Origin of the sequence: Azonexus sp. IMCC34839 (genome assembly GCF_047047955.1) — a bacterium.
Classification (GTDB): Bacteria; Pseudomonadota; Gammaproteobacteria; order Burkholderiales; family Rhodocyclaceae; genus Azonexus.
Map to the genome: position 1 here is coordinate 528,535 of NZ_CP150631.1, position 24,501 is coordinate 553,035.

The window sequence follows — 24,501 nt, forward strand, 5'->3', positions numbered from 1 at the left end:
GGCCGAGTAGCGGAAGGGATTGGGCGGAGCCCAACGCCGACCTAGGGGTTGCCTTTTCTTTGGCTACTTTCTTTTGGCAAAGCAAAAGAAAGTACGCCCGCCGTCAGGGCGGAAGGCTGCGTCAGAGTGGATAGGAATCGGACGAGCCAGCGGAGGCTCATCAAAGCCGGACGCGCCATTGCGGCCACGCCCGGCGCGTGCCATCAGCCCTTCTCAGGCAGCACGATATTCACTTCGAGCACCTCGAAGCGATCCTGCTTCTCCAGCGAGACCCGGATATCGTCCGGATTCACCTTCACATACTTGGAGATGACCGCGATCAGTTCGCGTTGCAGGTCAGGCAGGAAGTTGGCCGGGCTGCTGCCACCGTCGCGCTCGTGCGCGATGATGAGTTGCAGCCGCTCCTTGGCCACTTGGGCGGATTTCGGCTGGTTGCCGAAGAGTTTCTGCAGCCAGGACATCTCACTTGCCTCCGAACAGGCGCTTCAGCAGGCCCGGCTTGACGTAGTCGACGAAGCGCAGCGGCTTGTCTTCGCCGAGGAAGCGGGCGATGACGTCCTGGTAGGCTTCGGCGGCGTCGGTTTCCTTCTGGTGGATGACCGGCGAGCCCTGGTTGGAGGCTTGCAGCACTTCCTCGGATTCCGGGATGACGCCGATGATGGGCACGCGCAGGATTTCCTGGATGTCCTTGTAGGACAGCATTTCGCCGGCTTCGACGCGGCTCGGGTTGTAGCGCGTGATGAGCAGGTGTTCCTTGACCGGCTCGCGGCCTTCGATGGCGCGGCGGGACTTGGCTTGCAGGATGCCGAGGATGCGGTCGGAGTCGCGCACCGAGGAGACTTCCGGGTTGGTCACGACCAGCGCTTCGTCGGCGAAGGTGAGCGCCATGACGGCGCCGGATTCGATACCGGCCGGCGAGTCGCAGACGATGTAGTCGAAGCCCTGATGTTCGAGTTCCTTGATGACCTTTTCGACGCCTTCTTCGTTCAGCGCATCCTTGTCGCGGGTTTGCGAGGCGGGCAGCACGTAGAGGTTGTCGCAGTGCTTGTCCTTGATCAGCGCCTGGGTGAGGGTGGCTTCGCCGTTGATGACGTTGATCAGGTCGTACACGACGCGGCGTTCGCAGCCCATAATCAGGTCGAGGTTGCGCAGGCCGACGTCGAAGTCGATGACGGCGGTCTTGAAGCCGCGCAGGGCGAGGCCGGAGGAGAAGCTGGCGCTGGTGGTGGTCTTGCCGACGCCACCCTTGCCGGAAGTCACGACGATGATTCGGGTCATTGTCTGGTCTCTGTAAGGTTGAAAATGAGTTGTTGGATCAACGCAGGGCCAGCGGCGAAATGTTCAGCCGCAGCTCGTCGTTGTTCTTGATCAGGTTGATGGTGGCAGGCTGGCGTAGCAGTTCGGCCGGCACGCCGCTTTCGAATGTGCGGTAAAGACCGGCGATGGAGAGCAGCTCGGCTTCCAGGCTGGTCGTGAAGATGCGCGCTTCGGTGTTGCCCGAGGCACCGGCCAGGCAGCGGCCGCGCAGCGGGGCATAAACATGAATGTTGCCGTCGGCGATCACTTCGGCGCCGGCGCTGACCATGGCGGTGACGATCAGGTCGCTGCCCTTGGCGTAGAAGCGCTGGCCGGAACGCAGCGGCTTGTCGAGGATGACGGTGCGCGGCGGCGGTTCGGTCGGAGCGGGTGCAGCTGGGGCTTCGGCAGCCTGTGGCGCGTTTTCGACGGGCGCCGGGACAGGGGCCGCTTCGGCGGCTGCGGGCTCGGCGGCCTTGCTGCGCTGGCGGCCGAGGGCGTGATCATTCAAGGCCGGCAGGCCGGCCGCAGCGGCTGCATCCGCCAGGGCTGGCGACAGGCCGTGCGTGGCCACCGGCTTCAAGCCGGATTGCTTCAGCAGATCGACAATGCCTGCCCAGTCGGCCGACTCGGCCAGCCCTTCGACGCCGCTGAAATCGAGCACGGCAAGCTCGTTTTCGAAGAAATCCGGGCTGTTGCCGGTGAGTTCGGCGAGGGCTTGGTGCAGCTTGGCAGGGTCGGTGGTGCTGAGCTTGGTTTGTATGATCTTCAGGGTCGTGCCCTTGAATTGAATCGGTGAATCCTTGGCCATGCGTGCTGCGTTGTTGCGTTGGGGACGCGGATTATCCCATAACCATGGTGTCGGTGATGTGACGGGCGAAAAATTCGCGCTGTCAAGCTTGCCTTTTCGGCGGAATTGCGCTCTGCATGAGGCTTTGCGGCGTTTGCCTGTTTTTTGTGCAGGGTGTTAAAACTTGTTGTCGCTCAGTGGCTTACGAAACTGCCCCAGAGGCAGTCCCCAAACTTATCCACAGGTTTAGTGGATAAACAGGCTTTATATGTAGTCCTTAGGTAGAGGTTTTGTTAGTTAGGGTGGGTGACATTTTTGTCTTTTGAACGGTATAACCCGTAAAATATCAAAAATGGCTGGGTGAGGTGCCCGCCGGATAGACAGGATTCCCCATGAGATTCAAGCTTCTTCGCCGTATTCTTGCCTGCCTGATGCTGACTTGCGCCGTTGCCTTGCCGATGTCGGCCAACGCCAGCGGTGGAGGCGGCGGCGCGCCGGAGCCGTTGGTATTCACCACCAACGCCGGCAAGAACCAGTACCTGCAGTTCGGCATCATTCTCGAGCCGGCCGTGCCGGAAGCGCAGCACCTGATCGCCGGTTACAAGCCGAAGATTCAGCATGAAATCCTGCTGATGCTGGCCGACAAGGATGTGAACAAGCTGCGTACCCTGCAGGGCAAGAAGGAACTGGCCGAGGAAATCGTCGAGATCGTCAATCACATCATTCACGAAGACGAGAAGACCGGTGTCAAGGAAGTGTTGTTCACCAAATTCCTGATCCAGTAATCGGACATGGGTTTCGACGCGAAGACGGAGCAGTCCCTGGCCGACGTGGCCGCCCATCTGGCCCAGGCCAATAGCGTATTGTTCATCACCGGTGCGGGCATTTCGGCCGATTCCGGCCTGCCGACCTATCGCGGTGTCGGCGGCTTGTACAACGGCGAGGCGACGGAGGAGGGGCTGCATATCGAAGAGGCGCTGTCCGGTGATGTCTTCGCCATCCGCCCGGACATTACCTGGAAGTATCTGGCGCAGATCGAGGCCAATTGCCGCGGTGCACAGCCCAATGCGGCCCATTTTGCCATCGCCCGCCTGGAAGAGATCATCGAGCGGGTGACCGTGTTTACCCAGAACGTCGATGGCCTGCACCGGCAGGCCGGTAGCAGCGACGTGATCGAGATCCACGGCAGCCTGCACGATCTGGAATGCACCGAATGCAGCCACGAGGAAAGCATCGTCGATCTGGCCGGGCGGGAGATTCCGCCGCTGTGCCCGGCCTGTGGTGCGGTATTGCGGCCGAAGGTGGTGTTGTTTGGCGAGGCGCTGCCGGAAGAACGGATGGATCGTTTTCTGGATGGACTGGAGCAGGGCTACGACTTGGTGTTCTCGATCGGTACTTCGAGCGTCTTTCCCTACATCGTGGAGCCGGTGGTGTGGGCAGCCAGGGTTGGCATCCCGACCGTCGAAATCAACCCGTCGCAGACCAAGATCAGCGATGTGGTGGCCTACCATTTGCCGCTCGGTGCGGCGGCGGCGATGAGCGCCTTGCTTGAGCGGATCGGGCTGTCGATCAAGCCCTGAAGCCTTGATTTATTTGTATTTGTGCGCTGCACAAAAAAATGTTGACATTGCTCCTTCTGTGGATAGAATGAAGTCATGATGCGGTGCACAAAAAGTGTGTCGCGATGATTCCCCCCAATCCCATCAGGAGAAACCTCATGTACACCAAGCCCGAAGAATTCGCCAAGACCGGCGTTGATTTCGCTCTGTTTTTCGCCAACACCGCCTTCGACGGCGTCGAGCGTCTGGCCCTGTTGAACCTGGCCGCTGCCCGTTCGATCTTCGAAGTGACCCTGTCCAACATCACCACCCTGCTGGGCGCCAAGGACATCCAGTCGTTTGTTGCTCTGCAGCAAGAACTGGCCAAGCCGTCCCTGGACAAGGGCATGGAATACTCCCGCAACGTGATCGCCATCACCACCGAAACCAAGGACAAGATCGCCAAGGAAGTCGAGTCCAAGGTTGCTGAAACCCACGCCAAGGTTTCCGGTCTCGTCGAGAAGGCTCTGGAATCCGCTCCGGCCGGTTCCGAAGTTGCCGTCGCTGCCGTCAAGACCGCGATCAAGACCGCCAACGAAGCCTACGAAGGCCTGAACAAGGCTGCCAAGCAGGCTGCCGAAGTCGCCGAGGCTTCCGTTGCCGCCGCCACCAGCGCCACCATGAAGGCCGCCAACGTGGTTGCTGCTCCGAAGGCTGGCAAGAAGGCTGCCTAATCCGGCGCTTTCCCGCGATACCGAAAACCGAGGCTGCGGCCTCGGTTTTTTTTGTCCGCTTTTAGCTGCGATTCAGCAGCTTGGCATCACAATCTGGCAATCGTATTTGGCTTATATATAAATTAAGTAATATGTGCTTAGTATATTTTGTAGATAGGCTTCAATTTGTTGGTTTGATTGTGTATATTCGTTAACATTTTTTCACGTTTGGCGTCGCCAAAGAGGACAGCATCGGACATGGTTGAAGGAGCGAATTCTGGTCTCCTGAATTGGTTCGGAGCGAATTTTTCGCACTCGTCCGATCCGGCGTGGATAGTTGAGAACGGTCGTCTGATTGAATGTAACGAGGCTGCGCGTCTGACATTCAAGCAGCCCAGCCGGCAAGCCTTGCTGGCTACGTCGCTGGCCGACCTGTGGGCGGAGTCGCAACCCGATGGCCGGGTGTCGGCCGACAAATGGCGAGAGATCGTCAGCGATACTCAACAGCACGCCTTCCATCGCCTCGAATGGCTGTGCCGGCGAGGAGCCGACGAGGAGTTCAGCACCGAGTTGTACCTTTTCCGGCTTGATGCCGCCGGTCAGCGCCTGCTGTGCTGCTGGCACGATCTGAGTGCGAGTTCGGAGCGGGAGGTGCGTTTCCGCGAGCTGCTGGAAGAGCAGCGCTTCATTTTCGACAATGCGCATGTCGGTATCGCCATGTTGCGCAACCGCCGTATCATCAAGTGCAACGCGCGCATCGCCGAGATGTTCGGCTATTCGTCTCCGGAAGAGCTCGAGGGCATGCAGACGCTGCCGCTTTTCCAATCGGAAGAGCAGTTCGAAGTCATCGGTCGCGATGCCTATGCGCAATTGGCGCGGCAGGGCTGGGGAACGTTCGAAGTCGAGGTCAGGCGCCGGGACGGCACTTCCCTCTGGGTCATGCAGACCGGGCGTACGCTCAATCCGGAGGACGTGCTGAATTCGCCGTCGATCTGGGTATATACGGACATCACCCAACGCAAGCGGGCCCTGATGGATTTGCAGAAATCCGAAGAGAAATTCTCGACGGCTTTCGATTCGTGTCCACTCGCTGCTTCGATTTCCCGCATTTCCGATGGGCGCTTCATCGAGGTCAATGCCAGCTATGAGCGCAATTTCGGCTGGTCGAGGGCCGACCTGGTCGGCAAGACCTCGCTGGAGGTTGGCTTCTGGCCCGACACCGAGGCGCGTGATGCCTGGTTGCAGGCAATCTACGATGCCGGTCGGCTGGTCGACTACGAGGTGGTCTGGAAGCACAAGTCCGGCGAATTGCGCGATGTTGCCTTGTCCAGCGAGATCATCCGCCTCGGGGAGGAATCCTGCATCCTGACCTACCTCACCGACGTCACCGCTCGCAAGGGTGCCGAGGCCGATCTGCGGATCGCCGCGACCGCCTTCGAGTCGCAGGAAGGCATGGTGGTGACCGACGCCAACGGGATCATCCTGCGCGTTAACCGCGCCTTTACCGAAAGCACCGGCTATTCGGCCGAGGAAGTGGTTGGACAGACGCCGCGCATCCTGCGCTCCGGTTTGCACGACGATCGCTTTTACAAGCAGATGTGGGACAGCATCCGCGAGCAGGGCGGTTGGCAGGGCGAGGTCTGGGACAAGCGCAAGAACGGCGAGATCTATCCCAAGTGGCTGACCATCTCGGCGGTCAAGGACGAGACCGGAAAGATCACCCATTTCGTCGGTACGCATTTCGACATTACCGAGCGCAAGCTGGCCGAAGAGCGTATCAATGCGCTGGCTTTCTACGACCAGTTGACCGATCTGCCGAACCGGACGCTGCTGCAGGATCGACTGACCCAGGCCTTGGCCCAGTGTGCGCGGACCAGCAATTACGGCGCGCTGCTCTTCATCGACCTGGACAATTTCAAGACCCTGAACGACACCAAGGGGCACGAGATGGGCGACCTGCTGCTGAAGGAGGTGGCTGCCCGCTTGCGCCAATGCATTCGCGAGGTGGATACGGCGGCGCGCTTGGGCGGCGACGAGTTCGTGGTGGTCTTGTCCAATCTGGGCCAGATTCGCAAGGTGGCGGCGGCGACGACCGAGGCCATTGCCGAAAAGATCCTGCGCGCCATCGCCCAGCCTTTCAAGGTTGGCCGCCTGGACCATCAATGTTCGGCCAGCATCGGTGTCGCTCTGTTCCATGGGCGGCAGACCTCGACCGATGAATTGATGCGCCAGGCCGATCTCGCGATGTATCGTGCCAAGGCGGCAGGGCGTAATCAGGTTCGATTCTTCGATCCGGTCATGGAGCTTGAGGTGCATGCTCAGGCCGACCTCGAGCGCGATTTGCGCCGGGCGATCGATGATCGACAGTTCGTGCTGCACTACCAGCCGCAAGTCCTGGAAGACGGCCATATCATCGGTGCCGAAGCCTTGTTGCGCTGGCATCATCCCGAACGTGGCCTGGTCCCGCCCGGCGAGTTCATCCCGGTGGCCGAGGCCTCGGGTCTGATTCTCGATATCGGCATGTGGGTGCTGAAAACCGCCTGCAAGCAATTGGCGGCGTGGTCGAAGCAGCCGGGGCTGTCGGCACTGTCGATTGCCGTCAACGTCAGCGCCAAGCAGTTCCGCCAGCGCGATTTCGAAGATCAGGTGCTGTCGGTGCTGAAAAAGACCGGCGCTCGCCCGGAGCGTTTGAAGCTGGAATTGACCGAAAGCATGCTGGCCCAGGAGGTCGATCACCTGATCGAACGCATGGAGCGCTTGCGCCGGGCAGGCGTGCAGTTCTCGCTCGACGATTTTGGCACCGGTTATTCCTCGCTGGCCTATCTCAGCCAGCTGCCGATCGACCAATTGAAGATCGACCAATCCTTCGTGCGCGATGTGCTGACCAATCCGAACGATGCGGCCATCGCCCGCACGGTGGTTGCTCTGGGCAAGAGCCTGGGGCTGTCGGTGATCGCCGAAGGCGTGGAAACCGAGGCTCAGCGCGAATTCCTGATGAGCAGCCGGTGCTATGCCTATCAGGGCTATCTTTTCTCGAAGCCGCTGGAAGTGGCCAATTTCGAGTCCTTCGTGCTGAACGATCCGGTCGCAGCTTGACCGACACAACAGAACTGTTGCCTCCGTTTTGCCAAGGCGGCATTGGCCTCAGTAAAACGGAGCATGCCGAGGCCGATTGACCTTGCCGGGCGCTGTTACAATGCCCCGCACTGATGGCATTGGAGTGTGTCGATCGATGAAATGGTTTGCGCGTGGCCCTCGGAACAGATACCGGCATCGTCTGGCCGGTAGCGACCTGTTCGGCAAGCTTTCGGACCGCGATTTGCGCACGGTCGAGGGCTTTCTGCATTACCGCAGCTATCTTGCCGGCGAAATCGTTTTCGATGCCGGCGAGCCGGGGCAGGCGCTCTATATCGTGCTGACCGGCAAGGTCGCCATCTCGCTGCCCGGTCATCACGACAAGCCGGTGGCGGAACTGGGCGAGAAGGCCTTCTTCGGCGAGTTGGGCATGCTCGATGACGTCGAGCGTACGGCGCAGGTGCGGGCCGTGGAGCCCAGCGAAATCGCCGTCCTCTTCCGCGACGATTTCGAGCAGCTGATGCAGGCGCATGGGGTGATCGCCTCGCACATCGCCATGCAGCTGGCTCGCCACGTCGGGCGTCGCCTGCGCCAGATGCTCGACCAGCAAGGCCGGGCTGCCGAGCAATGATTCAATCGCCCAGCCACTATCGTCCGGGGCCGGTCGTCTGGGTGGGCAATATCGCGGCCACCTGCCTGGTTCTCTTCGTCTTTCAGCGCATTCTCTGGCTGGTCATTCCGTTCATCATGGCGCTGCTGATCTATTACGCGCTGCTGCCGCTCAAGACCCGCCTGGTGTTTCGCGGGCGTTCGCACGATACGGCGGCGGCCTGGGTCAGTGTCATTGCCTTCCTGCTGATGGGCCTGATTCTGCTCTTCGGCCTGCCCAGCCTGGTCGGCAAAGCGGTCAATTGGCAGGAGTCGGCCGTGCGCTATCTCGACGGCGGCCTGCAACTGCTGCGCAGCGTGCTGACCCAGCTCGAAGGGAAGTTCTCGCTCTTTGCCAAGGCGCATTTGAGCCGGGCGATGAGCGAAGAGGTCCGCACCTTCACGGCGCACTTTGCCGAGAAATACCTGCCGGCCATCGCCATGGGCATCGCCAGCTGGTCACCATCGCTGCTGCTGGCGCCTTTCATCGCCTTCTTCATGCTGCGCGACGGCTGGCGTTTCCGCCGCTTCCTGATCCGCGCCGTGCCCAATGCCTATTTCGAACGCTGCCTGTATCTGATGAGCCAGGTCGAACGCACGGCGCGCCTGTATTTCGTCGGCCTGATGCAGCTGACCTTGCTCGACACCTGCTGCCTGGCGCTCGGCCTGTGGCTGATCGGCGTGTCGGCACCGCTGGCGCTGGGCTTGCTGACCGCGGTGTTGGCCTGGGTGCCGTATGTCGGCTCCATTCTCGGTTGCCTGCTGGTCGTGCTGGTTGCAGCCACGGATTTTCCCGGTGACCCGAGCATCGTCTATGCGGCGGTCGGTTTGTTCATCGTCGTCCGTCTGCTCGACGATTTCATCTTCATGCCGATGACCATCGGCAAGAGCCTCAACATGCATCCCCTGCTCAGCGTGCTGATGATCTTCATTGGCGGCGCCGTGGCCGGTGTGCCGGGGTTGATGCTGGTGCTGCCGGTGCTCGGCGTGGTCATGGTGCTCGGCGAAACCATCGGCCAGCTGCTGACCGACCGTCGCCTGCGCGCCCGTCACCAATATGCGCGTGCGCTGGAACAGCGGCTGGTCACGCAGGATCTGCAACTGCCCTAGGGCGCGGTCACGCTAGCAAATAAAAACGGGGCATTTTTGCCCCGTTTTGCCTGTGCACCGCAGCAGTCGCTTATTTGCGTGGCGCTTTGACCGGCTTGCCCTTGCCGCCGCGGTTGCCGCGGCAAAATTCCAGGCGTTCGCCCTTCAGTTTGCCGGCCGCACCTTCGATGACCGGTTCGATGGCTTCGAGCGCCGATTTACCCGGTGCTGCATCGATCAGCTTCAAGCCTCGGCCCTTGGGTAACTGGCGGATTTCGTCGATGGCGAAGACCAGCGCGCGTCCATCCTTGGTGAAGACTCCGATGTCGCCGGCCGTCGGGGCGGGCTGGAAGATGGCCGGGGATTCGCCGTCGTCGAGCGTCAGGAAGGCCTTGCCGGCTTTGCCGCGCGAGACGAAATCCTCGCCCTTGACGCGGAAGCCGTAGCCGCCTTCGCCGGCGACCAGATAGAGCTTCTCGGCCGAGACGGCGCAGGCGAGCACGGTCTTGCCGCCATCCTGGAAATCGACCAGCGAGGTGGCCGGCACGCCGTCGCCCTTGCCGCCGGGCAGGTCGGCGGCGGGGATGGAGTAAGCACGGCCCTTGGTGTCGAGCAGGATCAGGTGATCGACCGTGCGGCAGGGGATGCAGGCCAGCAGGCTGTCGCCGGAGCGGAAAGTGAGCTGGGTCGGATCGACGTTGTGGCCGCTACGCGAACGCAGCCAGCCGTGCTTGGAGACGATCAGCGTGGTCGGTTCGTCGGGGATCGAGACGTTCTTGGCGTCGGACAGGGTCACGCGCTCGGCGGCTTCGATCAGGGTGCGGCGGTCGTCGCCGTATTTCTTGGCGTCGGCCTCGATTTCTTCGGCCACGCAGGCGCGCAGGGCGTCTTCCGAGTCGAGCAGGGTGCGCAGCCCTTCGGCTTCTTCGCGCAGCTTGGCGAGTTCTTCGCCGATCTTGAGGCCCTCCAGACGGGCCAACTGGCGCAGGCGGATTTCGAGGATGTCCTCGGCCTGAATGTCGGAGAGCTTGAAGTGGGCGATCAGGTCGGCTTTGGGATCGTCCGATTCGCGGATGACCTTGATGACCTTGTCGATGTCGAGCAGGATGGCCTGCCGACCTTCGAGGATGTGGATGCGCTTTTCGGCGGCGCTCAGGCGATGGCGCGTGCGGCGCTCGACGGTGATCAGGCGGAAGCGGCACCACTCGGCGATCATGTCGTAGAGCGTGCCCTGGCGCGGCGCACCGGCCAGGCCGAGGATGGTCAGGTTGATCGGCGCGTTGGTTTCCAGGCTGGTGTGGGCGAGCAACAGGCGGATCAGGTCGTCCTGGCCCTGGCGCGAACTGGCCGGCTCGATGACCAGGCGCACGGCGTGTTCCTTGCCCGATTCGTCGCGCACGCCGCCTTCGCCAATGGCGGAGAGGAAGGCGGCCTTGAGGTTGAGTTGCTCCGGCGTGAACACCTTCTTGCCGGCCTTTTCCTTGGCCATCGGGTTGGAGCAGGCTTCGATTTCGGACATCACCGTGGCGGTCGAGACGCCCGGCGGCAGTTCGGTGATGACCAGGCGCCACTGGCCGCGGGCCAACGGCTCGATCTTCCACTTGGCGCGCACGCGCAGGCTGCCGCGACCGGTCTTGTAGGTGGCGGCGATTTCCTCGGGCGACGAGATGATCTGCGCGCCGCCGGGGTAATCCGGGCCGGGCACCAGCTTGAGCAATTCGTCTTCGCTGAAATTTGGGTCGCGGACGAGGTGCACCGCAGCACTCGCCACTTCGCGCAGGTTGTGCGACGGGATTTCGGTGGCCATGCCGACCGCGATGCCGGAAGCGCCGTTCAAGAGGCAGAAGGGCAGGCGCGCCGGCAGCAGGCAGGGTTCATCGTTAACGCCGTCGTAGTTGGGCTTCCAGTCGACCGTGCCTTCGTCGAGTTCAGCGAGCAGCAGTTCGGCGATGGGAGTCAGGCGGGTTTCCGTGTAGCGCATGGCGGCGGCGTTGTCGCCGTCGCGCGAGCCGAAGTTGCCCTGGCCATCGACCACCGGGTAGCGCAGGCTCCAGTCCTGCGCCATGCGCACCATGGCGTCGTACACCGAGGAGTCGCCGTGCGGGTGGTATTTGCCGATCACATCGCCGACCACGCGCGCCGATTTCACGTGCTTCGGGCTGCGATACAGGCCCATGCGGTGCATGGCGTAGAGGATGCGGCGCTGCACCGGCTTCTGGCCGTCGGCATTGGACGGCAGCGCGCGGCCGGTGACCACGCTCATGGCGTATTCGAGATAGCGGCGGGCGGCGTAGTCGGCCGGCGGCGGAATATCCTCGGCCGGGCCGGTGGCAGCTGGCGGTAGTTCCGGCGGTTCGCCGGCCTCGGCGGCATCAAGGGCTTCTAGCGTTTGCTCGGCAGGTATTTCGTCGAGGACGGCAGTGTCGGCTTCGGCGGGCGCTACGGCAGGCGCTGTTTCGGCGGTTGGCTCGGCAGCGGTTTCGGCAGAATTCGGGGCGGCGAAAAGATCGGGTTGGTCGCTCATGATCGGTGCAAAAATTCGGGCAGGCGCGATGTTACCTGAAGCCTGATGTTTGGGGCGGTAATCAGACAGCCGGCGCTGGCTCGATGCAGGGGGTGGGTGTATTGCTTGCCTGAGGATTCGGCGCAGCAAGTGCCACTCGGTTTCGTCCTCCTGCTTTGGCTTCGTAAAGCGCCATGTCGGCTCGCGACAGCAGATCGTCAAAGCTCGCGTCATCGTCGCCGCTGATGGCGATGCCGATCGATACGGTGATTGGCAGCCGGATGCCCTCATTCTCGTAAACAGCGGCTTCGACGCCGCTGCGTATGCGCTCGCCAGCTGCGACTGCGCCGGGTTCGTCGATGTCTCCCAGGAGGACAACGAATTCTTCGCCACCTTGTCGCGTCGGGGTTTCGCCTGAGCGGCAGTTATGGATCAACTGAAGGGCAACGTGACGCAGTGCTTGATCCCCGACTTCATGCCCAAAACGGTCATTGATCGACTTGAAGTGGTCGATGTCGATCACTGCCACCGCATAGCCGCAAGCCCTGGCCTTTGCATTGGTGTAGCCGCTCCGGCCACGCTCGGCGAGGGTACGGCGGTTCGGCAAACCCGTGAGGTAGTCGATCGACGCCGCCTCTTCCCAGCGGCGCTTGAGACGCTCTGCACACATCAACAGAAAGGCGGTGGTGCCGACGACAGGCAAGACTCCGATCAGGATCGGGGTAATTGCGTTGATCAACATTGCCGGATTGAACAAATTGGCATCCGGCGGGATGGCGCTGCCCAGGAGCATGATTAGGCGGACAAGCACGAAGGCGGCGATGCCGATAAACAGGATGGCGAGTACGCGCCGGCTAATTGCCCTGTCCGGTGTGGGCGGCGCCAGCACCGTGCTGGCCGCTCCCAGGAAGATACTGCTCATGGCCAGACTGACAAACGCTAGGCGAATCTTGAATGCCGGATCGACCAAAACGAACCAGCTGGCGCCAGCAATGCCAACAACACAGGGCAAGAGCATCCAGGGTTGCAGCGGGCGTTCGTCGAATTGGCGAAGTGCGTGCCAGTAGGCCGTAATGCCGAGAAGAAGCAGCGAATTGGACAAAGGCACGACCAAGCCTGCCGGTGCCAGGCCGGTGATGGCGAACATGATGCAGGCGCAGGCACAGAGAAGGGTGCCGCGCCGCCAGGTTACGGCGCTTTCCTGGAGTTGCGGCATGATGTTCGCGTGCACCAGGCCAAGGATGCCGCCATTGGCCAGCATCATGACGGCACCGATCACGAAGGTAGTCTGTTGATCCATGGGAGCGCTGAAAGCCAAGGCGGAAAGCCGGCAATTCTACCAACACGTCATGGTCGTTCGGAGAGGGAATAAGGCGTTAGCCGGCGGGGGATGCATGGGCCGTATCCCCCAAACGCTCGGCCAGGAAATCGACGAAGACGCGAATCTTCGGCGGCAGGCTGCGTTGGGGCGTCCACAAGGCCCAGGCAGTCTGGCCGAAGGGGCCGACGGGCGTCCAGTCGGAGAGCAGGGGGATCAGGCGGCCGTCGGCGATTTCGCGGTCGACGGCGTAGTTCCACACCAGACCGACGCCCAGGCCGGCGAGGAGCAGGTCGCGCACCACTTCGCTGTTATTGACGGCGACGTTGCTGCGCACCGGAACCCGCACCTCGTCATCGCCTCGCTTGAAACGCCATTCGGTACCGAATTCGCGCAGGCCGTAGTGCAGGCAATTGAAGTTCGTCAGGTCAGCCGGTGTTTCGATTTTTTGCCCTTTCAGCCCGTGCACCGCAGCACACAGGCGGTAGGTCACCGGCATCAGCGCCTTGGCGACGTAGCCCTCGGGTGGCTTGGCGGTGAGGCGAAGGGCGACGTCGTAGCCTTCATCGACCAGATCGACGAAGCGGTCGAGCAGGGTGAGTTGCAGCTCGACTTCGGGATAACGGGCGAGAAACTCGGGAATCAGCGGTGCCAGGCAGAGCTTGCCGAAAGTAACCGAGGCGGTGACGCGCAGCACGCCACGCGGCGCTTCGACCAGCCCGGCCGCGAGGCGGGCGCTTTCGTCGAGCAGGGCGACGCCTTGCGCGGCGCGCTCGTAGAGCACGCGCCCGGCTTCGGTCAGCGACATGGCGCGCGTCGTCCGTTGCAGCAGCTTGAGGCCCAGACGTTGTTCCAGCCGGTTGATGCGCTTGCTGACGGCGGACTTGGTCAGGCCGAGCTGGCGGGCGGCGGCGGAAAAGCCGTTGCGGTCGACGACATGCACGAAAACGGCGAGGTCGGACCATTGGTCGAGCGGCGAGGTTGTTTCCATAGAGAAACGATCCGTTGTCTGTTTGCTGGATTGTAGCCCGATGTCCCCGGTGCGACGATGCTTTCACCGCAAACCACCGGAGAACAGCATGCCGCTGATCCAGATTGCCATTGCCGGGCCGACGCCCGTACCGGCCACCGTTAGCCGCCTGCAAGCCGAAACCACCACGCTAATGCGCGACATCCTGCGCAAACAGGCGCCGCTGACGGTCGTTGCCATCTCGCAACTGCCCGAAGGTTCGTTATCGGCCAACGGGCAGGGCGTCCCGCTCGGCGCCTTTCTCGAAGCCACGGTGACGGCGGGTACGAATACCGATGACGAGAAAGCAGCCTTCATCGTCGCCGCCGAGGCCATGTTGCGCGATGCGCTCGGTCGGCTCGACGCACCCGTCTATGTGATCGTGCAGGAAATCCCGGCCACCGATTGGGGCTACGACGGTCGCACGCAAGCTGCGCGGCGGATCGATGTCGCCGGAGTAACGCCATGAGCGCGCCGACCATCCGCCAACTGGCCGGCGTACCGGCGCAGTTTCAGGCCGGCAAGCGGCTGGAAGCCGGGCGTTGTGCCTTGCTGCTGATCGACTACCAGCAAATCTACGCCGATGGGCTGCTCGCTTTGCCGGGCTGCGCTGCGGCGGCCAAGACAGCCATCGCGCTACGGCGTTGGGCCGAAGCGAAAGGCCTAGCCGTGATTCATGTGCTGCATGAAGCAGCCTCGCCGCAAGCGCCGCTGTTTGCGCCTGGCTCACGTGAAGTGCAGCCTTTAGCCGGCATGCAACCGGCGGAGGGCGAGCCCGTGCTGATCAAGCGTTTGCCGTCATCTTTTGCCGGAACAAATCTGGCCGACCTGTTGGCCGAGCGCGGCATCGACACCTTGCTGATCGCCGGCCTGATGACCCACAACTGCGTGGACGCTACGGCACGCGAGGCTTTCCATCGCGGCCTGCGCGTGGCGGTGATCGCCGATGCCTGTGCCACACGCGATCTGCCCGGGCCGGATGGGCAGGTGATTCCGGCTGCTGTGGTGCATGCGGCGGTGTTGGCCGGGTTGGGCGACCGTCAGGCGGAGGTGATCGATAGTCGCGAGTTGATGAAGATGGATTGGATGTGAAGGCGAACCAGAGAAACTTTCGGTTTTTTGGCTTTTTCGACCGTGCACCGCAGCATTGAAGAAAATTCGCGCTTGACTCGACGTCTGTAGTCACCTTGATGCTGTCGGCTCCTATTCCGTTGGAGCAAGCATGAACGACCCCAAAAAGATGACTGACGATGAGTTTCTCAGCGCTTTTCTCGATTGCAGCATTTCGCCGTCCGGCTTTGATCATCTGGGCCATGTGCGCGTTGCCTGGCTGCTGCTGCGTCGCCATCCGCTGGACGAGGCGGTGGCGCTGACCTGCCAGGGCATCGCCCGGCTGGCCGCCCATCTCGGCGTGCCGGGCAAATATCATCGAACGGTGACCGAGGCCCTGGTGCGTTTGATGGCGGCCTCCGGTGCCGCCTCGCCGGCGCTGAGTTGGGAGGCCTTCCGGGTTGCCAATCCTGAGTTGATGGAGGATGCTCGAAGCTTGTTGGCCAGGCATTATTCCGACGCGTTGCTGGCCAGCAGCGAAGCACGCGCTGTCTTTGTCGCGCCGGACCGATTGCCGCTGCCTGCATGAGCCAACGTTCTCCCCGCAGATTGACCCTGGGTCGCATCGCCCGCCTGTTCGGGTTGGCGCGGGCGTCGCTGCTGAACTACGAAGCGCTGGGCTTATTGCTGCCAGCCGGGCGCAGCGCAGCCGGCTATCGCTGGTACGGCGAGGCGGAAATCGAACGCCTGCAGACGATCCGGCAGTATCGCGAGGCCGGGCTTTCGCTGCCGACGATCTGCGATTTACTGGTCAAGCAGACGGCGGAGGGCGGCAAGGCAAACGAGCCGGCCATGCTGCTGGAAAAGCGGCTTACCTCGCTCAGTCAGGAAGTCGAGCGACTGAAGCAACAGCAGCAGATGTTGGCACGGCTACTCGCGGCCCCGGAGTTCCGTTCGGCGCACGCTTGCCAGGGCGTCGATGCTTGGGTGGCACTGCTTGAACGTGTCGGGTTCAGTCAGGCGGATCGGCTCGACTGGCACCGGAAATTCGAAGCCGAAAGCGCGCAGGAACATGCCGATTTTCTGCGCGCCCTGGGGTTGAGTGAGGCGGAGGTTCTGTCCATCAGGCAAGCCTCATCGGCGAATCCGGAGGGGGCCGACGGCTCAGGCAATTGAAACGGCACGAAGCCGTTTCAGCCGCCGAGAAAACCCTCCGCCAGCCGGCGGGTGATTTCCGCGGCCGGCAGGGCGGGGCAGACCGGATTCTGGCCGCTCCACAGCGGGGTGAAATCGGTGTTGCCCTGCTTTTCGGCGGCTGCGCGCAACGGGGCGATGGCCGACGTGGCAAGCGGAAAGGCCGGGGCAGCGGCGCAGAGCGGCCCGACTTCGCGCATCACCCGATTGACGATGCCGCGGGCCGGGCGGCCGGAGAAGAGGTTGGTCAGTGCCGTGTGGCGTGCGGCCTCGCTGTTCAGCGCGGCGCGGTGCAGCGGGCTGGTGGTGGCTTCGTCGCAACACAGGTAAGCGGTGCCCACCTGGATGGCGTCCGCCCCCAGTGCACGAGCCGCGGCTGCGCCTTCCGGCGTGGCGATGCCGCCGGCGGCGATCACCGGGCAGCGCACGGCGGCGACGATCTGCGGCAGCAGGGCGAAGCTGCCGATCTGCGTGGTCACGTCATCGCTCAGGAACATGCCGCGATGGCCGCCGGCTTCCAGCCCCTGCGCGATGATGGCATCGACGCCCTTGAGCTCCAGCCAGCGCGCTTCATCGACCGTGGTGGCGGAGGACAGCACCAACGCGCCGGTGGCCTTGACCCGTTGCAGCAACTCGTCGCTCGGCAGGCCGAAGTGGAAGCTGACCACGGCTGGGCGAAATTCCTCGACCAGCGCCGCCGCCTCGGCATTGAAGGGCATGCGGCCGGGGCCGGCGGGAGTGCTCGCCGGGTCGATGCCAAATTCGCGGTAATAGGGCGTCAGCCGTTCGCGCCAGGCGGCTTCGCGTTCGGCATCCGGCTGCGGCGGGGTGTGGGCGAAGAAATTGACGTTCCACGGGCGGTCGGTGCCGTCACGCAGGGCCTGCAACTCGCGGCGCAGGTCGTCGAGCGAGAGCATGGCGGCGGGCAGCGAGCCGAGGCCACCGGCCTGGCAGACGGCTAGCGCCAGTGCGCTGCCTTGCACGCCAGCCATCGGCGCTTGAATGATCGGGAGGGCGAGGCCGAGGCGGGCGATCAGCGACATGGGTTTCTCCGTGGGATTCAGGCCGAGGCCTGGTCGAGCAGGCGTTCGCACTCGGCCAGCATCGCTTCGGCCAGTTCCGAATGGTAGTTGGGGTCGAGCGCTTCCATCATTTCGTGGGCGGTGTACAGCCCGGCCTCGCGCGACAGCGTGGCGGCAATCTGGCGGGCAAGCTCGTCGGCCAATCCGGCCAGTTGGCGGCGCTCGGCGAGCGGCAGCGCCAGCTTCTTTCGGCTCAGCCAATCGGCAGCGAGGCTGGCTGCCTGGGCGTCGGTCAGCCACTGGCCGTATTCGTAAAAATCGCTCAGGCGATGGGCGGCGAGGGCGAAGATCAGGGCAACGCGCAGGCCGCGTTCGGTGATGGGTGGGGTGTCGCGCATGGTGTTCTGGGAGCGGGGGCTGACACTTTAGCGCAATCGTCGGGCGCGGGCGCATCAAGCGCTGGTATTTCGAATTAACCGGATTGTTTTTCAAGCTCGGGCACTTTAAATCGGATGGTCGCTTCGGTTTTTGTTGCTGTCTGGCGCCGGCCTCCGTCGTTAGACTCCGCCCCTGGCGTATCGCCGCAAAATTCAAACGGGGGAAAACATGGACTTCTTGTCAGCCATCGACTGGGTTGCAGTCATCAAAATCGTCGGCATCGACATCATGCTGGGCGTCGATAACGCCATCGTGATCGCGCTGGCCTGCGCCGCGCTGCCGGCCGATGTGCGCAAGCGCGCGGTCATTCTCGGCACCGCCGGCGCCGTCGGCCTGCGCGCCATCCTGCTCGTCTTCGCCGGTTACCTGATGGGCCTGACCTGGGTGAAGCTGATCGCCGGCGCCTATCTGCTCTACATCGGCTACAAGTTGCTGATGGAAAGCGGCGAGGAGCACGAGGTCGATGCGCCGAACCGCGTGCGCGACGCGGTCAAGACCATCATCGTCGCCGACTTCATGATGTCGCTCGACAACGTGCTCGCCGTCGTCGGCGCCGCACAGAGCGCCGGCGACCACAGCACGCTCTACGCCATCGCCGGCATCGTGCTCAGCATCCCGATCATCATCTTCGGCGCGCAGGGCATCATGAAGCTGATGGAGCGCTTTCCAGTCATCATCTGGCTCGGCGCCGGCCTGCTCGGCTGGGTGGGCGCGGAAATGATGATCACCGACCCGGTGCTGACCGACTACATCACCCGCGTGCACATGACCCTCGGCGACTACACGCACCTGTCGTACAAACTGGCCGGCTTCGTGGCGGTGGTGTTCACGGTGATCGCCATGCGCCGGATAGGGAATGGCCGGATGACGGGCAAAGAGGCGTAAGCCGGCGGGGGTTGGCCGATTTAATCTAGGCTCGATAATTCGGTTTTGGGCTTTGAGGGCAGTGCACCGCAGCAGTGCCCTCAAAGCTCAGTTATCACTGCCGAAATTTTTCTTGCCTTGGCTCGGATAAGAAAAGAGCTTTGAAGTGAGGTGGGCGGCCAATTGCTGCCACCAAGAATTTTCCCAATAGGTGATATTCCGGCGCATTCATTGAGATCATATTATTGAAGTTGTTATACGGCTTCCAAGAGAGCGCTTCCGTTGCAGGATGGTGGATTCTTTCGGCATAATTTCTGCATGGGTAATGCATAAACAGACCCAGCGGTCCGTTCAATAAATATTGGGGCCCTCATGACCTACTGTGCCGGATGGAAATATGCGAATTCTGTGTATCTGTTCGCAGATACGGCGGCAACCAAAAACTCACCACCCACCACAACACATTCAAGTTTCGGCGAGCGTCACGATCAAGTCAGAGGTGAGCATGTCGAAGAGTCTCTCCTGAAAATCGTGGCGCTTTCTGACGGAGTTGCCGTCGCCTTCGCTGGGGATGTCCAACTAGCGACAAGCATAATTGAGTTTCTTAGTGAGAACCTTGACGCGGATGTAAGCGACCTCAGACCACTTTTGTCTTCGGTTACTACAAGCCTCGGTCCGTTCTCCAGGGATCGGTATGTCGGGCTACTACTTGCCGCATCAGACTCTCTTGGTGGGGCGCAACTTCTCTACTGGAATACTGCTTCTGGATTGGATACCTCTGAGTCTGATTATTATCAAATTGGAAGCCTCACGTCCTACCACTCGGCTCTAACTCCACAAGTTCTATCTCTGCTTGCTAGAGGACACTTGGCCCCTGACCGAATTCTTTCGGTACTTACGGCCGTAGTGCAGTCTTATGGAGTTCACGACAATCTTATTGAACAGAATATCGGCGGCCTTATATTTGGTTTGCGTACTTATGCAGGCCAAACGATATGGCAGGATGATACGAATTACGTGCTCTACGATCCTCAGGTAACAAGCCCAATTTGGGTTTCCGCTTTTGTTCGAGACAACGTTGTCGTAGTTAATTCCTCACAAACGAATGACATTCGCTGTTTGGCGAATTCCGTTTCCACTAAATCGATTCAAGCCTGGGTTGATAAGTGGCAATGTTGTATCAAGAGCCATCTGGAAACAGATCGATATCGATACTGGGTCTTCATCAGTATGCTGGGCAAAGTGATTACTGTGCTTCGGCGAGACAATCTTGATGAAAAGAGCCGTTACGTATCACTAAAAAAGACAGGTGACGGGAAGTTCGACATGGGCATAAGTGGAGAACTTATGTCCTTGCTGCGACAGCCTCTTAATGATAGGCAGGACGGCAGCCTTCCTTTCCGATTGAACTTCCGAAATGACTAATCTAGCCTTTCCACCCCTGCAGTTCGTTCACTTAGACGTTCTAAGTAAACGCTTTCCAAAGCTGTCATCAGCAGCTATGGCTCGATAACAGCCTCTTGATTCCTCTTCAGTGCCCAGCATCTCTCCCTCACGCCCATTGACCTCAGCTTTCCACCTGCTCACCCAAACCCTCGGCAGCTTCCAGCGCAACCAATGCCTGCTACTGGCTGGGGCGATTGCCTATTACGGTTTGTTGTCGGTGATTCCCTTGCTGGTGCTGTCGGCGCTGGCGGTGGCGCATTTTGTCGAGCCGGCGGTGTTTTTGCAGGCGGCCGGGCCATTTCTGGAGTGGTTGGCGCCGAGTCAGTCGGCGGCCTTGTTGGCGGATATCGCCGGGGTGCTGGAGCGGCGCGGCACCTTGAGCCTGGTGTTGCTGGGAACGATGCTGTTTTTCAGTGCCATGGCCTTTTCTGCCGTGGACAAGGCGATGTCGGTGATTTTTGCCCATCGGGCCGAGGCGAATCGGCGGCATACGCTGGTTTCGCTGATCCTGCCTTATGGCTTCGTCTGTCTGCTCGGGTTGGCCTTGCTGGTGCTGACCGGCATTTCGCTATGGTTGCAGGGGGCGGAATACGGTGCGGCGCTGTTGGCGCAGCTCGGCCACGGCATCGGGCCGTTCGGCTTGTACCTGTGCGGCGTGCTGGCAGAGGTGGTGATCCTCGGCCTGATTTATCTGCTGATGCCGGTGGGGCGCACGCGCTTCAGCCATGCGCTGGTCGGTGGGGCGGTGGCGGCAGTGTGCTGGGAAGTCGCCCGCCATGTGCTGCTCTGGTACTTCACATCGATTTCGCGGGCCGGGGTGGTTTATGGCTCGCTGACGACGGCGGTGGTGAGCATGCTCGGGATGGAAATCGCGGCCATCGTGCTGCTGCTCGGTGCGCAGGCGATTGCCGAATACGAAAAGCAGGGGCTCAGCTCGATACCCTGACGCCGAAGATGTGCTCGTAGCCGTCGGCCGTGATCGCCATGCTGAACGGGGCCTTGTTGTAGGCGACCTGGCGGTCGACCAGGGCCTGGGTGGCGGCGAGGTTGCCGTTGGCGTCGGCGTAATCCTGTGAAAACTTTTCGGCGGCTTCGGTGGCGCGCAACAGCGAGGCATCGCCCGACAGCTTGTTGAATTCCATATGCAGATCATTGTCCTCGGCGAGAATGCGTTCGATCTTGACCTTGTCCGGGTGCTGATTGGCCACAATGACGCTGCCGTCATAGCCGGTGGTGAGCACAGGGTCCGGCGGAATCTGGATGCCGGCCGCGGCAAGCCTTTGCCGCAGGTTATCGGCAAATACTGCCGAATCGGCGGCGAGCGATTCGCGGCTCAGGTTCATCGGCGGCAGGTCGGCAAGCTGTGGTGCGGGAGCGCTCCGAGTCGCGCTCTGGCTGGCGTTCTGCGCGGTGTAAGCGGTGTGCGCGCTGTACTGGGAAGAGGTGATCGAACCGAAGTTCATGGCAATCTCCAGGAAAGTTGCCTGGAGATTGCAGCTTTTATGCCAGCGCTTTATGCCTCGCTCAAGGCACGGGCAATGAAGTTCCGGGAAACACGCGGGCGCGGCACGCGCTCGTCGAACCAGCTGCGCACGTCTTCGTCGAGCATGATGCCGTGCATGTAGTTGTAGAGCGCCTTGTTCAGCGCCTGGCCGAGGCGGGTGTGATCGACGCCGGTGGGGTCGATGAAGGCCACGTCGTTTCTGGCGAAACCGCCGTGTGGCTTGGGCAGGAGCTTGATGCCGTATTCCTCCGGGTTCATGCCGACCGGTGAATGCACGGTGCACGCAAAGCGGTGGAAGAAGCCGGACTGGATGCAGTTGGCCTCGAACAGCTGGCGCACGTATTCGAGGGCATCGACGGTGTCGTGCACTGTCTGCGTCGGGAAGCCGTACATCAGGTAGGCGTGGACGAGCACGCCGGCGTCGGTGAAGGCGCGGGTGACGCGGGCCACCTGATCGACCGAGACGCCTTTCTTCATCAGCTTGAGCAGGCGGTCGGAAGCGACCTCCAGCCCGCCGGAAACCGCGATGCAGCCGCTTTCGGCGAGCAGATCGCACAGCTCGGGCGTGAAGGACTTTTCAAAGCGGATATTGCCCCACCATGAGATGGTCAGCTTGCGGCGCAACACTTCCTCGGCCAGCGCCTTCAGCATCTTGGGCGGGGCGGCTTCGTCGACGAAATGAAAGCCGGTCTGGCCGGTCTCGGCGATGATGGCTTCGATGCGGTCGACCAGTGTGGTGGCGCTGGCGGCGTCGTAGCGTGAGATGTAATCGAGGCTGACGTCGCAGAAGCTGCATTTCTTCCAGTAGCAGCCGTGGGCGACGGTGAGCTTGTTCCAGCGGCCGTCTGACCACAGGCGATGCATCGGGTTGAGCATGTCGAGCAGCGACAGGTAGCGATCGAGCGGCAGGCCATCCCAGGTCGGCGTGCCGACGTCCTCGAAGGGGATGTCCGGTTCCTGCGCATTGAAGTAGCGCACCTGGCCATCGACGCGGGCGTAGGTACGGACGAGGTTGAGGCGCGGGCGCTCGCCGGCCAGATGCTCGAACAGCGCGAGCAGCGGCTTTTCGCCATCGTCCAGCGTGACGTAGTCGAAGTAATTGAAGACGCGCGGCTCGGTCAGCTCGCGCAACTCGGTATTGACGTAGCCGCCGCCTAAAACGGTGACGATTTCCGGGTGTTTGGCCTTGATCGCCTTGGCCATGCGGAAGGCGGCATAGACGGAGCCGGGGAAGGGCACGGAGAGCAGCACGATATTTGGACTGCTGCGGTGCACCGCCTCCAAAGTCAATTTTTCAAGGATCTCGTCGACCAGCGTGGGCGGCGCTGCGAGTGCCTGCGCCAGCGGCTCGAAGCTGGGCTGGTTGGAGCTGAGCGATTCGGCGTAGCGAACGAACTCGAAGCGCGGATCGACCGCTTCGCGCAGTACGTCGGCCAGATCGTTGAGATAGAGCGTGGCGAGGTGGCGGGCGCGATCCTGCACGCCGAGCGCGCCGAAGGCCCAGGCCAGCGGGTCGCCGCCGTCTTCGTCGACATAGTTGTCGAGCGAGGCGAAGCGCGGCCCCTCGGGCAGCAGGCCGCGGCCGGCGATGCGATGGCCGATGGAGGGGTCGCGCCCTTGCAGGAAGGCGATGGCCGGGCCGATGGTGGAGCGATAGTGATCGAAGCGGTTCAGAAAACCGCGCACGGTCGACGGCCGCTTCTTGCCCGGCATGGCCTCGGCACAGGTGCGGATGGCATCCAGCCCCTTGGGTGAGAACAACTCCAGCACCAGGGCCAGCGCCAGATCGCGCTGTTCCGCCACAAACCCGCGCGAACGCAGGAAACCCGTCAGATAGGCGGTGGACGGGTAGGGCACGTTGAGCTGCGTCATCGGTGGGATGAGACTCAGGATGCGCAGCGAAGCAGGAAAACTCATGGAATCTGGCAAAGCGGGAAGGCGTCTGGGGCGAAAGCCGACATTAGACCGGGCCGGGCGGCCGACTGCAATCGTTTAAGCGATTTTACGATATTGAATTTGTTAAAAGCATGCGAATTGCCAGAAAAAATTTCATGAAAATGGCAAATGTAAAACCATAATTATGACGCGGTGGATTATCCTATGTGGGCAAATCAGAAATTAATAATCTGATGCTTGAGTGATATGAAACCCGTCCCAGGAGAAATTTGCCATGCGCAATATCTATTCCCTCAGCCTGATCACGCTCGCCTTGCTGGCTACTGCGGTCGAGGCTCAACCCAATGCCAAGAAGCAACTCAGCCTTGCCGTCAGTGAAGGCACCTCCGGCGGCATCGATGCCGAGGCCGCGCGCGCCAAGTACCAGCCGTTGGCCGATGTGCTCGGCAAGGCCATCGGCGGCGAAGTGAAGGTCGTTTTCGTGCGCGAATTCTCGGTGCTGGAAAAGGGCATGAAGGATAACCAGTACGATCTGGTCATCGCCCGTCCTTCCGACTACCCGGCGCGCGGCTTGCGCGATTACCAGTACAAGTTCGTCGCCACCGCCAAGCCGGACGGCCAGTGCATGTTGATCGTGCACAAGGATTCGCCGCTGAAGAAGGTGGCCGATCTCAAGGGCAAGACCTTCATCATGCCCGAGAAGAATGCCTACATGACCCGCTTCTGCCGCGCCGAGCTGCGTGACCAGGGCATCATCCTCGATAGCGAAGCGGTGACCTATGTGCGCGAGCAGGGCGCCATTCCGTTCTCGATCGAAAACAAGATCACCGATGTCGGCGGCGTTGCTTCCTACTCCGGTGCCTACAAGCAATGGTTGAGTTCCGGCCATCGCGTGATCCATCAATCCAAGCCGCAGCCGTACATGCCGCTGGTGGCGTCGCAAGGCGTCACGGCCGAGCAGATCGGCAAGATGCAGGGCGCGCTGAACGAGCTGGGTAGTTCCGAGGCCGGCAATCAGGTGTTGAAGCGGGTTGGTATCACCGGGTTCATCACCACCGAAGAAAGCCGCCTGCGCAAGCTGCTGGAGTGGCTCGGCGTCTGATTCTCA

Annotated in this window: 24 protein-coding genes; 14 read left to right on the plus strand and 10 right to left on the minus strand. The window is 61.7% G+C overall.

Annotated elements, in window-relative coordinates; all coding sequences use genetic code 11:
* Positions 1-203: 203 nt before the first annotated feature.
* From minE to minC, 3 genes are read right to left on the minus strand one after another with little or no spacing between them, the layout of a single operon-like run.
* Entirely contained in the window at positions 204-461 is a 258-nt protein-coding gene (gene minE, locus WIF35_RS02715; protein ID WP_412480033.1) for a cell division topological specificity factor MinE, read from the minus strand.
* 1 nt (position 462) lies between these two features.
* The gene (gene minD / locus WIF35_RS02720; RefSeq protein ID WP_412480034.1) at positions 463-1,278 is read right to left on the minus strand and encodes a septum site-determining protein MinD; all 816 of its coding nucleotides are present in this window, start codon (positions 1,276-1,278) and stop codon (positions 463-465) included.
* 37 nt (positions 1,279-1,315) lie between these two features.
* Entirely contained in the window at positions 1,316-2,107 is a 792-nt protein-coding gene (gene minC, locus WIF35_RS02725) for a septum site-determining protein MinC (protein ID WP_412480035.1), read from the minus strand.
* A 371-nt stretch (positions 2,108-2,478) separates the two neighbouring features.
* Between minC and fliL the strand changes: the two genes are divergently transcribed.
* From fliL to WIF35_RS02755, 6 genes are all read left to right on the plus strand, one after another.
* Positions 2,479-2,871, plus strand: coding sequence for a flagellar basal body-associated protein FliL (gene fliL / locus WIF35_RS02730; RefSeq protein ID WP_412480036.1), 393 nt, complete (start codon positions 2,479-2,481; stop codon positions 2,869-2,871).
* A 6-nt stretch (positions 2,872-2,877) separates the two neighbouring features.
* Positions 2,878-3,666 (plus strand): NAD-dependent deacylase, encoded by a 789-nt coding sequence (locus WIF35_RS02735; RefSeq protein ID WP_412480037.1) that lies wholly within the window; start codon positions 2,878-2,880, stop codon positions 3,664-3,666.
* A gap of 137 nt (positions 3,667-3,803) precedes the next feature.
* Positions 3,804-4,358: a phasin family protein gene (locus tag WIF35_RS02740; RefSeq protein ID WP_412480038.1), complete on the plus strand. Its 555-nt coding sequence runs from the start codon at positions 3,804-3,806 to the stop codon at positions 4,356-4,358.
* Between the two features lie 237 nt (positions 4,359-4,595).
* Positions 4,596-7,433 (plus strand): EAL domain-containing protein, encoded by a 2,838-nt coding sequence (locus WIF35_RS02745; RefSeq protein WP_412480039.1) that lies wholly within the window; start codon positions 4,596-4,598, stop codon positions 7,431-7,433.
* Between the two features lie 136 nt (positions 7,434-7,569).
* Positions 7,570-8,043, plus strand: coding sequence for a cyclic nucleotide-binding domain-containing protein (locus WIF35_RS02750; RefSeq protein ID WP_412480040.1), 474 nt, complete (start codon positions 7,570-7,572; stop codon positions 8,041-8,043).
* A complete protein-coding gene (locus WIF35_RS02755; RefSeq protein ID WP_412480041.1) occupies positions 8,040-9,170 on the plus strand; it encodes an AI-2E family transporter in 1,131 nt (376 codons plus the stop codon). Before WIF35_RS02750 ends, WIF35_RS02755 begins: the two co-directional genes overlap by 4 nt.
* A gap of 70 nt (positions 9,171-9,240) precedes the next feature.
* On the opposite strand, the gene parC is transcribed toward WIF35_RS02755, so the two are convergent.
* The 3 genes from parC to WIF35_RS02770 form a co-directional block, all read right to left on the minus strand.
* A complete protein-coding gene (gene parC / locus WIF35_RS02760; protein ID WP_412480042.1) occupies positions 9,241-11,673 on the minus strand; it encodes a DNA topoisomerase IV subunit A in 2,433 nt (810 codons plus the stop codon).
* A gap of 61 nt (positions 11,674-11,734) precedes the next feature.
* Positions 11,735-12,952 carry a GGDEF domain-containing protein gene (locus WIF35_RS02765; RefSeq protein WP_412480043.1) on the minus strand — a complete coding sequence of 406 codons (1,218 nt, stop codon included), beginning with the start codon at positions 12,950-12,952 and terminating at the stop codon, positions 11,735-11,737.
* 76 nt (positions 12,953-13,028) lie between these two features.
* Positions 13,029-13,961, minus strand: a complete 933-nt coding sequence (locus WIF35_RS02770; RefSeq protein WP_412480044.1) for a LysR family transcriptional regulator — start codon at positions 13,959-13,961, stop codon at positions 13,029-13,031.
* Positions 13,962-14,049: 88 nt separating this feature from the next.
* Between WIF35_RS02770 and WIF35_RS02775 the strand changes: the two genes are divergently transcribed.
* From WIF35_RS02775 to WIF35_RS02790, 4 genes are all read left to right on the plus strand, one after another.
* Positions 14,050-14,448, plus strand: a complete 399-nt coding sequence (locus WIF35_RS02775) for a tautomerase family protein (protein ID WP_412480045.1) — start codon at positions 14,050-14,052, stop codon at positions 14,446-14,448.
* Entirely contained in the window at positions 14,445-15,071 is a 627-nt protein-coding gene (locus WIF35_RS02780) for an isochorismatase family protein (RefSeq protein ID WP_412480046.1), read from the plus strand. Before WIF35_RS02775 ends, WIF35_RS02780 begins: the two co-directional genes overlap by 4 nt.
* Before the next feature lie 130 nt (positions 15,072-15,201).
* Entirely contained in the window at positions 15,202-15,618 is a 417-nt protein-coding gene (locus tag WIF35_RS02785; protein ID WP_412480047.1) for a hypothetical protein, read from the plus strand.
* Positions 15,615-16,205 (plus strand): MerR family transcriptional regulator, encoded by a 591-nt coding sequence (locus WIF35_RS02790; RefSeq protein ID WP_412480048.1) that lies wholly within the window; start codon positions 15,615-15,617, stop codon positions 16,203-16,205. Before WIF35_RS02785 ends, WIF35_RS02790 begins: the two co-directional genes overlap by 4 nt.
* A gap of 17 nt (positions 16,206-16,222) precedes the next feature.
* On the opposite strand, the gene WIF35_RS02795 is transcribed toward WIF35_RS02790, so the two are convergent.
* Positions 16,223-17,266 (minus strand): NAD(P)H-dependent flavin oxidoreductase, encoded by a 1,044-nt coding sequence (locus tag WIF35_RS02795; RefSeq protein WP_412480049.1) that lies wholly within the window; start codon positions 17,264-17,266, stop codon positions 16,223-16,225.
* 17 nt (positions 17,267-17,283) lie between these two features.
* Positions 17,284-17,643 (minus strand): hypothetical protein, encoded by a 360-nt coding sequence (locus tag WIF35_RS02800; RefSeq protein ID WP_412480050.1) that lies wholly within the window; start codon positions 17,641-17,643, stop codon positions 17,284-17,286.
* Between the two features lie 208 nt (positions 17,644-17,851).
* Here WIF35_RS02800 and WIF35_RS02805 point away from each other — a divergent pair, with 208 nt between their 5' ends.
* The 3 genes from WIF35_RS02805 to WIF35_RS02815 all read left to right on the plus strand — a co-directional run bounded on the left by WIF35_RS02805 (position 17,852) and on the right by WIF35_RS02815 (position 20,939).
* Positions 17,852-18,568 carry a TerC family protein gene (locus tag WIF35_RS02805; protein ID WP_412480051.1) on the plus strand — a complete coding sequence of 239 codons (717 nt, stop codon included), beginning with the start codon at positions 17,852-17,854 and terminating at the stop codon, positions 18,566-18,568.
* Positions 18,569-18,919: 351 nt separating this feature from the next.
* The gene (locus WIF35_RS02810; RefSeq protein WP_412480052.1) at positions 18,920-19,972 is read left to right on the plus strand and encodes a hypothetical protein; all 1,053 of its coding nucleotides are present in this window, start codon (positions 18,920-18,922) and stop codon (positions 19,970-19,972) included.
* A 109-nt stretch (positions 19,973-20,081) separates the two neighbouring features.
* Positions 20,082-20,939: a YihY/virulence factor BrkB family protein gene (locus WIF35_RS02815; RefSeq protein WP_412480053.1), complete on the plus strand. Its 858-nt coding sequence runs from the start codon at positions 20,082-20,084 to the stop codon at positions 20,937-20,939.
* Here WIF35_RS02815 and WIF35_RS02820 read toward each other — a convergent pair.
* Together WIF35_RS02820 and WIF35_RS02825 are read right to left on the minus strand one after the other, a co-directional pair.
* A complete protein-coding gene (locus tag WIF35_RS02820; protein ID WP_412480054.1) occupies positions 20,923-21,456 on the minus strand; it encodes a hypothetical protein in 534 nt (177 codons plus the stop codon). The two genes, WIF35_RS02815 and WIF35_RS02820, sit on opposite strands and share 17 nt — an antisense overlap.
* A gap of 50 nt (positions 21,457-21,506) precedes the next feature.
* Positions 21,507-23,414, minus strand: a complete 1,908-nt coding sequence (locus tag WIF35_RS02825) for a B12-binding domain-containing radical SAM protein (RefSeq protein ID WP_412480055.1) — start codon at positions 23,412-23,414, stop codon at positions 21,507-21,509.
* A gap of 253 nt (positions 23,415-23,667) precedes the next feature.
* Here WIF35_RS02825 and WIF35_RS02830 point away from each other — a divergent pair, with 253 nt between their 5' ends.
* Positions 23,668-24,495, plus strand: a complete 828-nt coding sequence (locus WIF35_RS02830; protein ID WP_412480056.1) for a phosphate/phosphite/phosphonate ABC transporter substrate-binding protein — start codon at positions 23,668-23,670, stop codon at positions 24,493-24,495.
* Positions 24,496-24,501: the final 6 nt, after the last annotated feature.